This is a genomic window from Nonomuraea deserti, from assembly GCF_004348685.1.
Taxonomy (GTDB): Bacteria; Actinomycetota; Actinomycetes; order Streptosporangiales; family Streptosporangiaceae; genus Nonomuraea; species Nonomuraea deserti.
The window spans coordinates 79,065-91,562 of record NZ_SMKO01000005.1; the positions used below are offsets into that span (position 1 = coordinate 79,065).

General features: G+C 70.9%; 10 protein-coding genes. 3 read left to right on the forward strand and 7 right to left on the reverse strand.

What is annotated here, in order from left to right:
- Window positions 1-59: 59 nt before the first annotated feature.
- Window positions 60-1,367 (reverse strand): aspartate aminotransferase family protein, encoded by a 1,308-nt coding sequence (locus E1292_RS03645; protein WP_132591944.1) that lies wholly within the window; start codon window positions 1,365-1,367, stop codon window positions 60-62.
- Between the two features lie 112 nt (window positions 1,368-1,479).
- On the opposite strand from E1292_RS03645, the gene E1292_RS03650 reads away from it, so the two are divergent.
- Window positions 1,480-3,243 (forward strand): protein kinase domain-containing protein, encoded by a 1,764-nt coding sequence (locus E1292_RS03650; RefSeq protein ID WP_220446648.1) that lies wholly within the window; start codon window positions 1,480-1,482, stop codon window positions 3,241-3,243.
- 3 nt (window positions 3,244-3,246) lie between these two features.
- On the opposite strand, the gene E1292_RS03655 is transcribed toward E1292_RS03650, so the two are convergent.
- The 6 genes from E1292_RS03655 to E1292_RS03675 form a co-directional block, all read right to left on the reverse strand.
- A complete protein-coding gene (locus tag E1292_RS03655; protein WP_132591946.1) occupies window positions 3,247-3,474 on the reverse strand; it encodes a hypothetical protein in 228 nt (75 codons plus the stop codon).
- A 76-nt stretch (window positions 3,475-3,550) separates the two neighbouring features.
- The gene (locus tag E1292_RS03660) at window positions 3,551-5,113 is read right to left on the reverse strand and encodes a right-handed parallel beta-helix repeat-containing protein (RefSeq protein WP_439331876.1); all 1,563 of its coding nucleotides are present in this window, start codon (window positions 5,111-5,113) and stop codon (window positions 3,551-3,553) included.
- Between the two features lie 118 nt (window positions 5,114-5,231).
- Complete coding sequence (locus E1292_RS03665; protein ID WP_181958182.1) at window positions 5,232-7,202, reverse strand: beta-galactosidase; 1,971 nt, start codon at window positions 7,200-7,202, stop codon at window positions 5,232-5,234.
- Window positions 7,199-8,035, reverse strand: coding sequence for a carbohydrate ABC transporter permease (locus E1292_RS50840; RefSeq protein WP_165974355.1), 837 nt, complete (start codon window positions 8,033-8,035; stop codon window positions 7,199-7,201). Before E1292_RS50840 ends, E1292_RS03665 begins: the two co-directional genes overlap by 4 nt.
- Window positions 8,032-8,907, reverse strand: coding sequence for a carbohydrate ABC transporter permease (locus E1292_RS03670; protein ID WP_132591950.1), 876 nt, complete (start codon window positions 8,905-8,907; stop codon window positions 8,032-8,034). Before E1292_RS03670 ends, E1292_RS50840 begins: the two co-directional genes overlap by 4 nt.
- Entirely contained in the window at window positions 8,904-10,187 is a 1,284-nt protein-coding gene (locus tag E1292_RS03675) for an ABC transporter substrate-binding protein (RefSeq protein WP_220446649.1), read from the reverse strand. The genes E1292_RS03670 and E1292_RS03675 overlap by 4 nt, the downstream gene beginning before the upstream one ends.
- 71 nt (window positions 10,188-10,258) lie before the next feature.
- Here E1292_RS03675 and E1292_RS03680 point away from each other — a divergent pair, with 71 nt between their 5' ends.
- Both E1292_RS03680 and E1292_RS03685 read left to right on the forward strand, forming a co-directional pair.
- Entirely contained in the window at window positions 10,259-10,945 is a 687-nt protein-coding gene (locus tag E1292_RS03680) for a FadR/GntR family transcriptional regulator (RefSeq protein ID WP_246089903.1), read from the forward strand.
- On the forward strand, window positions 10,942-12,498 hold the full coding sequence (locus E1292_RS03685) for an alkaline phosphatase D family protein (RefSeq protein WP_165974356.1): 1,557 nt from the start codon (window positions 10,942-10,944) through the stop codon (window positions 12,496-12,498). Before E1292_RS03680 ends, E1292_RS03685 begins: the two co-directional genes overlap by 4 nt.

The following is a 12,498-nucleotide window of genomic DNA, read 5'->3' on the forward strand; positions in this document are numbered from 1 at the left end:
CGGGCCGAGGCGCTGGGTTTCACCTCCTGGCTCACGATGTCCTCGATCGTCGACGGGTGTCACCGGGGGGCGGTGTCGAGCACGGCCTTGAGGGACGCTTCGAGGATGTCGACGCCGGCGTGCAGGTCGTCCTCGCCGATCGTGAGGGGCGGGGCGATGCGGAAGATGCCGCCCATGCCCGGTAGCTGGACGATGTTCATGTGCAGGCCTCGTTCGAGACAGGCCGAGGTGACCGCGCTGCCCAGCGCGTCGGCGGGCGCCTTGCTGCGCTTGTCCCTCACGAGCTCGACGCCCTGGAGCAGGCCACGGCCGCGGACGTCGCCGACGACCTCGTACGTGTCGCGCAGCGCCAGCAGCCGCTCGGACAACTGGGCGCCCAGCCGCGCGGCACGGACGACGAGGTCGTCGCGGTCGATGACGTCGAGGACCGTCAGCGCGACGGAGGCCGCCAGCGGGTCGGAGACGTGCGTGGTGTAGAAGAGGAAGCCCCGCTCGTGGCAGAGTTGCTCGATCTCGGCGGTCGTGACGACGGCCGCCACGGGAAGCCCGGATCCGAGCGTCTTCGACAACGTCAGGATGTCGGGGGTGACCCCGTCGCGCTCGAAGGCGTACATCGTCCCGGTGCGGCCCAGGCCGGTCTGCGCCTCGTCGAGGATGAGCAGCATCCCGCGTTCGTCGCACATGTCCTTGAGGCGGCGCAGATAGCCGGGCGGCAGGTCGATGATCCCGCCTGAGGACAGGACGGGTTCGATGAGGCAGGCGGCGAGACTTCCGGCCGACTGCTGGTCGACCAGGGCGAAGCCGTAGGCGAGCTCGGCCTCCCAGTCGTGTGACCCGTCCGAGGACCGGAACGGCGAACGGTAGGCGTTCGGCGCGGGCAGGGCCAGGTTCCCCGGTGTCGGCGGGCCGTAGCCGCGCCGGCCCGCCGAGAAGGTCGCGGAGGCCGCCCCCTGGGTCATGCCGTGCCACGAGCGGTCGAAGGAGACGATCTCGTAGCGGCCGGTGGAGAGCTTGGCCATCTTGATCGCGGCCTCGTTCGCCTCGGCCCCTGTGGTGAGCAGCAGCGTCTTGCCCAGCGTGGCGGGCAGGGTCGCGGCGAGCCTGCCGGCGAGTTCCAGCACCGGCGTGCTGAGCATGCCGCTGTAGAGGTGGTTCAGCGTCGCGACGGCGGACGAGACCGTCGCCACGATGTCGGGGTGCGCATGGCCGAGGATGGAGCTCATCTGCCCCGAGGTGAAGTCGAGGATCGGCCTCCCCTGGCGGTCGAAGACGTGCGCGCCCGCGGCACGTTCGATGACGCGCGGGGTGAAGCCGGTTCCGTAGCGGATCAGGAGGCGGTCCGCCTCGTCCCAGAACGTGTCGTCCATCGCCAACCCTTCTACCCGCGCGCGCGACGGTGCTGTCCGTGACAAGCATGCCGCTTTATGCGGATCTCTGATCATCCGCACCGGGAACCCGGACGATCAGTAAGTTTGTCGGGTGGCTGATAACCGTGCACCGTTAGCGCTGTCCGACCGGTACGTCCTGCTGGATCGCCTCGGCAGCGGAGGCATGGGGACCGTGTGGCGCGCGACCGACCGGCTCCTGGAGCGCACCGTCGCCGTCAAGGAGACGCATGTGCGGGCCACGGGCGCCAAGGGCGCCGAGCATGCGGCCCGGGCACGCAGGGAGGCGCACGCCATCGCCCGCATCTCCCACCCCAACGTCGTCAACATCCACGACCTGGTGTACCACGATGAGCGGTTGTGGCTCGTGATGGAGTACGTGGACGGGCCCTCCCTGAAGGACCATGTCGCCTCCACCGGCCCGATGGATCCCGCCGCCGTCGCCGGGATCGGCCTGCAACTCCTGTCGGCTCTCGAGGCCGTGCACGCCGCCGGTGCGCTGCACAGGGACGTCAAGCCGGGCAACATCCTGCTGCGCCGCGACGGCAGGGTGGTGCTCTGCGACTTCGGCATCGCGGCGCTGGCCGGGAGCGAGTCGCTCACCGCCAGCGGCGCCGTGGTGGGGTCGTTCGAGTACATCGCCCCCGAACGGGTGAGCGGCCAGCCTGTGGGGCCGCCCAGCGATCTGTTCTCGCTGGGCGCCACCCTGTGCGTGCTGCTGTCCGGCCGTTCCCCGTTCGCCCGTCCGGAGCCCGTCGGCGTGCTGAACGCCGTCATCCGCGACGAACCGGACATCCCGGCCAGCGCGGGACCGCTGCGTCCCCCGCTCGAAGCGCTGCTGCGGAAGAACCCGGCCGATCGCCCCTCCGTCGCGGAGGCGAGCGAGATGCTGCGGCCCCTGGCCGCGACGGTGCCGGGCACGCAGCACTTTCCGATGGCCGGCGCCGTTCCGCGCCGCCGACTGCTGGGCGTGGCGGCGGTCTCCGCGGTCGTCCTGGTCGCCGCGGCCGTCGGAGCGGGTGCGCTGATGAGCCGCTCGGGAGGCGGCGCCCTCTCCGACGCGGCGGGGACCACGACCCCGCAGGCCGCCACGCACCCCTCCCGCACCGACGCGGCGAACTCCACGACCCCGCCCGCCGTCACGCATCCGACCCGCACCGACGCGGTGATGCCGGTGCCTGACGATCCCAGTCCTAAGGCCCCCGGCTATTACTGGATGTTCTCGGGTGACCGCTACATCCGGGTCCGCATGTCGGCCTCGGGCTACCCGGTGGGCGAGCGCCTGTCCGAGCCCTCGAGACTCGACGCATGGACAGAGACGTTCCAGAGCCTGCCGGGCTTCCGGGACCGGATCGACGCGACGCTCCGGGTCCCGGGGTCCCGGGACGAGTACTGGGTCTTCTCCGGCAGCCAGTACCTCCGCATGCGGATCGCCGGCGCCGAGGAAGGGTACGCCGACACGCTGGTGGCGGGTCCGAGGCCGCTGCGCGACTGGGAGAACGCCTTCGGCGGCCTTCCCGACGACGGCATCGACGCGGTGATGCGGACGCCGGACGACCCGAAGCAGTACTGGGTGTTCGCGGGCGACCAGTACGTCAGGACCACGCTGGACGGTGAAGGACCCGGCGGCGAGGTCACCCATGGGCCGTCGGGCCTCGACGGGTGGGCCGGCACGTTCTTCAAGCACGCGGCGTTCAAGCACGGGATCGACGCGGCGATGCCCGTGCCCGGGAAGCGGAACGACTACTGGGTGTTCTCCGGCACCCAGTACATGAAGATCCGCGTCACCGACCGCCGCTACGACGACACGGTGCTCGACGGCCCCAGGACCCTGCGCGACTGGAGCACCCTGGGGTGACCGTCAGCCGTCCATCACCATGCCGAGGCCCAGTGCCATGATCAGGACGCTGGACACCGCAGCCGTGACGATCCGGCCGCGCGGTCCGGTCAGCAGCAGTCCGAACACGGCGCCGCCGCCGGCGAGCAGCAGCTGCCAGCTCGCCGAGGCGACGACGATCGCGCCCGCGTAGGCCGCCGACTCCGCCGGGGTCATCGCCTGCTGTGCCTGGCGCCCGAGGATGAGAGCCACGAAGGAGAGGGCGGGCCAAGAGCCCTGGTCGCCGGAGCCGGGCGCGGCCGGCCCGGAGACCAGGGCGTGAGTCCTTTTACGGCGTCACCTGCCTGCCGCCGAAGGTCACGACGAGGCGGCCGTCCGAGGCGAACGACCAGCTCAGCGAGCCGCTGTAGGAGGAGCAGCGGGACCCGTTCGAGCCGGACCAGAACTGGTTCGAGCCGTCTGCGTCACCGATGATCCGGTCGTTCGACCCGCTGTCGCACGAGGTGTTGTCGCGGAACACCGAGGAGCCGCCGTCGAAGTTGAAGTTGCGTTCCTCGTTGCCGATGCTGACGTTGCCCGACACGGTCATCCTGCCGAGGTTGCGGTTGTAGGTGAACCCGTGCTTGCCGTTCTCGTAGGCGATGTTGCGCCGGACGACGTGGTCGACCCCGATGTCCTCGCCGCCGAGCTTGTAGCCGTTGCGGTCACCGTTGCCCGCCTGGCTGCCGTCGCTCAGGGTGCCGTTGTCGTAGGCGAGGGAGTCCTCGATGGTCACCGCGCCGATGGGTCCGGTGTCGTCCTTGGTGAACAGGTCGTAGCCGTCGTCGATGTTGTTGTGGGACACGGTGTAGCGGAAGACGTTGCCTGGGCCGACGGTGAGCTTCGGGGCGAAGCCGTCGGCGTCCTCGCCGTCGGAGTCGGCGTTGTCGTGCGACACCGTGCTCAGAACGAGGTTGCCGGACGGCCACTGGTCCGCGGGCGCCCCGGCCACCAGCCGTGAGAGCTGCAGGCCCGAGTCGCGGTTGAAGCGCGTCACCGTGCGCTCGATGATGTTGTTGTTGCCGGCCAGGAGGATGCCGTTGTCACCGGCGCGCTCGACGACGATGCCGTGGATGTGCCAGAACGACCCGCCCACGGCAAGCCCGCGGTTCGCCGAGTCCTCGCTCTGGGCCGAGAAGTTCAGCACCGGCGTCTCGCCTGGATAGGCGAACAGTTGCGTGCGGTCGCCCGAGGTGCCGTCGTTGCCCGGCGGTATGGTGACCGTCTGCGAGAACCGGTAGGTGCCGCCGCGCATGTAGATCGTCCCGCCGGAGGCGACGCGGGAGATCGCGGAGGTGAGGGTCGTCGGGTCCGACTCCGTCCCGGCCGCGCTGTCGCCGCCGTTCGGCGCCACGTACAACGTGTCGGCGGGCGGTTGCGTCGTTCCGCCCGCTTCCACGTCGATGTAGTCGATGTTGGGCAGGCCGTTCGAGGTGGTGGGGCTGAGCCGGATGGTGTTGCTTCCGGCGTTCAGCGGCACGGTCAGGGTCGTGGTGGCCCAGGTGGTCCAGGCGCCGGTGGCCGCGAACGGGACGGTCCGGGTGGTGGCGCCGTTGACGATCAGGTCGGCGGGGCGGCCGCTCGTGGTGCCGTTGGCGTGGCGGATGGCGAGGGTGGTGGTGCCGGCTGCGGCGGCGTTGACGGTGAACTGGGCGTAGCCGCCGGTGCCGTTGTCGCCGTTGCAGAATCCGCTTCCCGAATATCCGGAGTGGTCGCTGTCGATGCTGCCGTTGCAGACGGCGGGCGAGGTCTCGGCCTCGTAGCGGGTGGGCGCGGCGTGTGCTGGTTGCGCGACGGCGAGCGTGCCGGCTAACAGGCCGGCGCAGGCGAGGACGGATGTCAGGCGCATCATGCTTCTCCAATGGTTGGGTACGGCGTCCCCTTGCCCGGGCAGAGCAGAAACGGATGCCACAGTAGGAAAGCGCTTTCCCCGCGTCAACCATCGGTGAAACTTTCATCCGGCGCCCTGGCTACCCTCCCGCCTGCCTCAGCACGGCGGCCCCGCGAGGCGGCAGGACGAGCGCGCCGCCGGACCGCTCGCCGTCGAGCAGCACGCTCCCGCCGTCCGGGACCGGCACGCGGCGTTCCTCGAAGGTGTGGTTGAGCAGGAACACATGACGTACGCCGTCCGCGCCGGCCCGGGTGACCGCCTCCACGCCCTCCGGCAGTCCCGGCAGCGTCACGCCGGCCCCGGCGGCGACGCGGCGGGTCAGCTCCCGCATCACCGCGGGGTCCGGCCGGGTGCCGAGATACCAGGCGACGCCTTCGCCGTAGGCGTGCCGGGTGACGGCCGGGCCGCCGTCGCCGAACGAGGCCACCGCCTCGGCGCCCTCCAGCTCGATGCGCTCGGACCACAGCGTGGCCCGAGACTCCGCGCCGTCCCAGGCGATCGGGACGGTCGCCCCCGTGTGCAGCGGGTCGAACTCGGTGATCGACAGGCCGAGCAGCTCGCGCAGCGGCCCCGGATATCCGCCCAGCCACACCCGGTCGTTCTCGTCGACGATGCCGGAGAAGAACGACACCACCAGGTGGCCGCCCCGCTCGACGTACGCGGCCAGGTTCGCCGCCGCCTCCGCCGGGAGCAGGTAGAGGTTGGGCACCACCACCAGCCGGTAGCCGCTCAGATCGGAGGTGGACCGCACCACGTCGGTGGTGACGCCGAGCCGCCACAGCGGGTCGTAGTGGTCGCGCAGCCGGTCCATCATGCAGATCCGGTCACTCGGATGCGACTCCTGCTCGACCGCCCACCAGTTGCGCCAGTCCAGCACGAGTGCCGTCTCGGCCCGCACCCGCGATCCCTCGACCGCGCCCAGCGACCGCAGGTCGCCGCCGAGGTCGCGGACCGCCTGGTGCAGCGGATGATCGGCGCCCGCGTGCGGGAGCATGGCGGAGTGGAACTTCTCCGCGCCGCCGCGTGAGGCCCGCCACTGGAAGAACAGCACGGCGTCCGCGCCGCGGGCCACCGCCTGCAGGCTGTCCAGCCGCATGCCGCCGGGCTTCTTCGCCGGGTTGGTGCCCATCCAGTTGACCGCGGAGGTGGCCTGCTCCAGCAGCCACCACGGCCGGCCGTCACCGAGCCCGCGCCACACGTCGAAGAACAGCGCGCTCTGCAGCTGCGGCTCAGGCTCCCGCTGGTCGGGATAGCAGTCGCCGCTGACCACGTCCATCTCCGCCGCCCAGGCCGGATAGTCGGTGGTGGGGGCGACGTTGCACAGGTTGGTGGTGACAGGGACGCCCGGAGTGGCCTGGCGTACCACGTCGGCTTCGAGCCGGTAGCAGTCCAGCAGCGCGTCGGAGCAGAACGCGGTGAAGTCCAGCGTGTGCGCCGGGTTGGGGATGCCGGTGGTGCGGCGGGGCGGGAGAATCTCCTCCCAGGCGGAGTAGCGCTGGCTCCAGAAGGTCGTCGTCCACGCCTCGTTGAGCTGGTCGAGGGTCTCGTACCGGCGTCGCAGCCAGCCGCGGAAGGCTTCGGCGCACAGGTCGCAGTAGCACTTGGGCACCTGGCAGCCGTACTCGTTGCCGATGTGCCAGGCGGCCAGCGCCGGGTGGGCCGCGTACCGCCGGGCGAGCTCGGTGACCAGGGCCCGCGCCGCCTTCCGGTAGGCGTCGGACGACGGGCAGATGTGGCAGCGCGACCCGTGGCTCAGGCGCACGCCGCCGTCGTCGACCGGCAGCGACTCGGGGTGGCGGTGGCCCAGCCACGGCGGTGGCGAGGCGGTCATCGTGGCCAGGCACACCGCCACGCCGTGGTCGTGCAGCAGGTCCATGACCTCGTCGAGCCACTCGAACCGGTAGTCGCCGGGGACGGGCTCCACCTGGGCCCAGGCGAAGATGCCGAGCGTCACGAAGTTGACGCCGGCGTCGCGCATCAGCCTGGCATCCTCGGCCCAGACCGGGCGCGGCCACTGCTCGGGGTTGTAGTCCCCGCCGTAGCGGATCACTCGCGTACGCTCCCTTCGGTCAGGCCGGCCCGCCAGAACCGCTGGAGGGCCCCCGACAACACGATCAGCGGGATGACCGACACGAACGAGCCGACCACCACCAGCGTCTGGAGGATCGGCTCCCGGTCGGCGAAGCCCTGCCAGCTGGTCAGGCCGAGGGTGAGCGGGTAGAGGCTGCTGTCCGACAACATCACCAGCGGCAGGAAGTAGTTGTTCCAGATCCCGATGAACTGGAACAGGAAGATCGTCACCAGCGCCGGAGACATGATCTTCAGGGCGATGGTGAGGAAGATCCGCCATTCGCCGGCGCCGTCCGCCCTGGCGGCGTCCAGCACGTCGTCCGGCACCGTGGCGGCGTACACCCGCGACAGATAGACCCCGAACGGGCTGACCAGGCTGGGCAGCAGCACCGCCCAGTAGGTGTTGGCCAGGCCGGCGTCGGACATCAGCAGGAACAGCGGCAGGCCGATGGCGGTGGTGGGCAGCAGCACCCCGGCGAGGATGACGTTGAACAGCGCCTCCCTGCCGCGGAACTCGCACTTGGCCATCGCGTAGCCGGCGCACGCGGCGATGAGCGTGGCGCCGGCCGCGCCCAGCCCCGAATAGATCACCGAGTTGAGGATCCACCGCAGGTAGATCCCGTCGCTGAAGGCGAACAGGTCGCCGAGGTTGGTCCACAGCTGCGGGTTGGCGAACCACAGCGGGCTGGAGTTGATCAGGTCGCCGGTGTTCTTGGTGGCCGCCACGATCAGCCAGTACAGCGGCAGCAGGAAGTACGCCGCGAGCACCAGCAGCAGGACGGTGGTGAGCCAGCGGAGGCTGACCGTTCTCATCGGCGTCCCCTTCCCACGAAGCGCAGGAACCCGAAGGACAGCACGGCGGTCACCAGCGCCAGGATGATCGACTCCGCGGCGGCCAGGGCCATGTCGTTGCCGTTGAACGCGTCGTGGTACGCGGTCAGCGTCGGCGTGTAGGTGGTGGACAGGCCGCCGGACACCGGGAGCAGCACCAGCGGCTCGTTGAACAGCTGCAGCGAGCCGATGATGGTGAACACGGTGATCAGCACGAGCGCGGGACGCAGCAGCGGGATCTGGATCCGCCAGGCGATGCCCCACCGTCCGGCGCCGTCGATCCTGGCCGCCTCGTACAGCGTGCGCGGGATCGACTGCAGCTGGGCCACCACGACCAGCATGTTGTAGCCGACGAACAGCCACACCACGATGTTCATGACGGACCAGAACACCGTGCCCGGTCCGAGCAGGTCGGTCTCGATGCCGAACGCGCTGAGCACCGGGGTGAACGGTGACGTGCCGGGCGCGTACAGGAAGCCCCACATGATCGAGGCGATCACGCCGGGGATGCCGTACGGCAGGAAGAAGCTGGTGCGGAAGAACCGCGGCCAGCGCGCCATGCCGGCCTCCAGGATGAGCGCCAGCACCGTGGAGCCGACCACCATCAGCGGCACCATGATCGCCGCGTAGAGCAGGATGCGGCCGAGGCTCTCCACGAATCCCGGGTCGGACAGCGCCTTGCCGTAGTTGGCCAGGCCGGCGAAGCGTGTGCTCTGGCCGCGCAGCCCGAGCAGGCCGGAGCGCTCGACGACGGTGAAGCTCTGCGCCAGCGCGTACAGGATGGGTGCGACGAAGAATCCGGCGAACAGCAGCACGAACGGCGCCAGGAACACCGCGGCGGTGCGTTTCCTCATTGGGCCCTCAGCCCTTTCTCCCTCAGTTGCTCGACCACCTGCGTCTGCGCCGCCCGCAGCGCGCTCGCGAAGGTGCCCTCGCCGGCGAGGGCCCGCGGGAAGCTGTCGTTGAGCCTCTGCCTGGTCTCCTCGTAGCCGGGCCACCACACCCAGCCGCGCGGCACCTGGCTGGAGGATTCGGTGAACAGCTGGTCGGTACGCTGCCCGCCGAGGAACGCGGAGGGCTTGGTCAGCGACGGGCTGGACATGCCGTCGATCGCGGCGGGCCAGCCGTAGCCGCTCTCGATCAGCATGGCGACGCTGCGCGGGTCGCGGTTGATCCACAACGCGAACTCGACGGCCTCGCGGGGATGCTCGCAGCCGCGCAGCAGCGCGGTGGACGAGCCGCCGTTGCTGGCGGAGGCCTTGCCGCCCGCCTCCCACTGGGGCAGCGGCGCGGCCCGCCACTTGCCGGCGGTGTCCGGCGCGTTGGCCGCGAGGATGGCCTCGGCCCACTGCGCGAGGGGGATCGCCACCAGGTGGCCGGACGCGAGGTCCTTGTACCAGCCGGGCGCGAAGTGCGGGCTGACCTTGACCAGCCCGTCCTTGATCATGCCCTGCCAGTAGTCGGCCACCTTCAGCGTTTCCTGGCTGGTCATCTTCGCGTTCCAGACGCCGCCGCGGGTGTCGAACCACGGCGTGCCGGCCTGCCAGGCGAGGCTGATGAAGGGCGAGGTGTCGTTGGCGGGGAAGTTCGTGACGTACGCGTCGGGGTCGGCCTCGCGGACCCGGGCGGCCGCCTCGCGATACTCCGCCCATGTCTTCGGCACCTCGATGCCCCACTTGTCGAACAGGTCGGCCCGGTAGTAGAGAGCCATCGGGCCGGTCGCCTGCGGCACGGCGTAGGTGCCGCCCTCGTAGGTCACGAGGTCCCAGGTGTTCTGCTGGAAGTCGGCCCGGTCGGCGTCGGTGAGATAGGGGTTCAGGTCCGTCAGCTCGACGTTGAGCAGGAACGACGGCAACTCCTGGAACTCCATCTGGGCCAGGCAGGGGGCGTCGCCGGCCAGCACGGCGGCGTGCATCTTCGCGTATCCGCCCTTCGGTCCCGGCGGGATGTTGTCCAGCGTGACCTGGACGTCGTCATGGGTGCGGTTGAACAGCTCGACGGCCTTGTCCATCCCCGGAACCCACGCCCAGAAGGTGAGCCGGACGGGATCCCGTCCGGTCGCACCGGCGCCGCCCCCGCAGGCGCTCACGAGCAGCATCGCCACCGCGGCCAGGCTGAGGAGGGGGGATCCCAAGCGTCGTGGCCAAATAACCATAAAATATGCTTTTATCATCTTCACAAGGGGATCGGAAGGGATGTGCGGCCTTGAGCTATCCACGGCGCGGCATGCACGGCGAGGTCGTCGAGGATCTCGGCCGGCGCATTCTCGGGGGCGATCCTGACACCGGGGGCACCCTCGACCCGACCGCCCTGGCCAGGCACTACGGCGTCAGCCAGACGGTGATGCGGGAGGCGCTGAAGACCCTCGCGGCCAAAGGGCTGGTGGACGCGCGGCCGAAACGCGGCACTTTCGTCAGGCCGCGCGCCGAGTGGTCGATGCTCGATCCGGACGTCCTGCGGTGGCGGTTCACCCAGCGCGGTGACGAGCGCATGCTCCGCGACCTCGCCGAGGTCCGGGCCGTGGTGGAGCCGGCCGGCGCGCGGCTGGCCGCGCAGCGCCGCACCGACGAGGACCTGGAGGCCCTGGAGGCGGCCCTGGCCCGCATGGCCGACACCGTCTCCGACCCCGTCGCCCACACCGAGGCGGACGTCGCCTTCCACCGCACCTTGCTCGCCGCCGCGCGCAACGAGGTGCTCGACTGCCTCCAGATCGTGATCGCCGCCGCGCTGTACGCGCGGGACCGGCTGGTGCACGCCGGCGGCGAGCGCCCGGGGTTCGCCGCCACGCACCGGGCGGTCCTGGACGCGGTACGCCGCGCCGATCCAGACGCCGCAGAATCCGCCATGCGGGACCTGCTCGCGCAGGCCGGAAAGGACGAAGCCGCATTATGACCACCCCCCACATGACGTCCAGGCGCCGACTGCTCGCCTACGCCGCAGGGCTCGCCGGGCTGGCCGCCGTGGCCCAGGTGCCCGGCGGCTGGACCGACTCCTCACCCGCCCTGCCCAGCACGCCGTTCACGCTCGGCGTCGCCTCCGGGGATCCCCGGCCGGACGGCGTGGTCCTGTGGACCAGGCTCGCCCCGCAGCCGCTCGCCGACGACGGGCTCGGCGGCATGCCGCGCACCCCCGTGCCGGTGCGCTGGGAGGTCGCCGAGGACGACGGGATGCGCAAGGTCGTCCGCAGAGGCGTGGCCACCGCGCGCCCGGAGTTATCGCACGCCGTGCACGTGGAGGTGCACGGGCTGCGCCCCGGCCGGGCGTACTGGTACCGGTTCACCGCCGGCGCCGACGACAGCCCTGTCGGCCGTACCAAGACCGCACCCGACCCGCGCGCGTCCGTGCCCGTCAGCTTCGCCTTCGCCTCCTGCCAGGCCTGGGACGTCGGCTTCTACACCGCCTACCGCGACCTGGCCGCCCAGGACCTCGACCTCGTCGGGCACCTCGGCGACTACATCTACGAGAACGGGATCGGCGCCACCGGAGGCAGGCGCGGCACGCCGCTGTCGCCCGCGCACGGCGCGCTCGTCCAGACCCTCTCGCAGTACCGGCTGCGGCACTCGCTCGTCGGTACCGACCCCGACCTGCAGGCCGCCCGCGCCGCCGCCCCCTGGTTCTTCACCCTCGACGACCACGACGTGGAGGACAACTGGGGCGCCGACCGGTCGCCCACCGGCGCGACCCCGGAGAACTTCCTGCGCCGCCGCGCCGCCGCGTTCCGCGCCTTCTACGAGAACAACCCGATGCGTCCCTCCGCGCTGCCGGTCGGGCCCGACATGGCGATGCACCACCGGATCGACTACGGGCGGCTGGCGAGCTTCTTCGTGCTGGACGCGCGGCAGTTCCGCAGCCCCATCGACATCGGGGCGCGGCTCGACCCGTCCCGCACCATGCTGGGGGAGCAGCAGGAGCGCTGGCTGCTCAAAGGGCTCGCCGACTCGTCGAGCACCTGGAACCTGCTGGCCAACCAGGTCATGATGTTCCAGCTCGACCGGCTCACCGACCCCGGCCTGCAGCAGCTCAACCCCGACACGTGGGACGGTTACGCGGCCACCCGCGACCGGCTGTGGGCGGGCATCGGCGAGCGCCGCGTGTCCAACCCGGTGGTGCTCACCGGCGACGCCCACGTCAACTGCGCCGCGGAGCTCAAGGCCGACTACGCCGACCCCGGCTCGCCGAGCGTGGGCGTGGAATTCGTGGGCACCTCGATCACCTCCGGCGGCGACGGATCCGACAGCACGCCCGGAGGCCAGGAGTGGCTGGCCGCCAACCCCCACCTGAAGTTCTTCAACAACCAGCGCGGATACGTGCGCTGCCGGGCCGCCGCCGACACGCTGACCACCGACTACGTGGTGGTGGACAAGGTCACCACGGCCGGTGGCGCCGCGTCGGTGCGCAGGTCGTTCGTCGTCGAATCCGGCCGCCCGGCCCTGCAGGACATGTGA

Coding starts and splice junctions, on each gene's coding strand:
- E1292_RS03660 (WP_439331876.1), bottom strand. CDS start 5,113: ATGATGCGCCTGACATCCGTCCTCGCCTGCGCCGGCCTGTTAGCCGGC.
- E1292_RS03670 (WP_132591950.1), bottom strand. CDS start 8,907: ATGAGGAAACGCACCGCCGCGGTGTTCCTGGCGCCGTTCGTGCTGCTG.
- E1292_RS03685 (WP_165974356.1), top strand. CDS start 10,942: ATGACCACCCCCCACATGACGTCCAGGCGCCGACTGCTCGCCTACGCC.
- E1292_RS03645 (WP_132591944.1), bottom strand. CDS start 1,367: ATGGACGACACGTTCTGGGACGAGGCGGACCGCCTCCTGATCCGCTAC.
- E1292_RS50840 (WP_165974355.1), bottom strand. CDS start 8,035: ATGAGAACGGTCAGCCTCCGCTGGCTCACCACCGTCCTGCTGCTGGTG.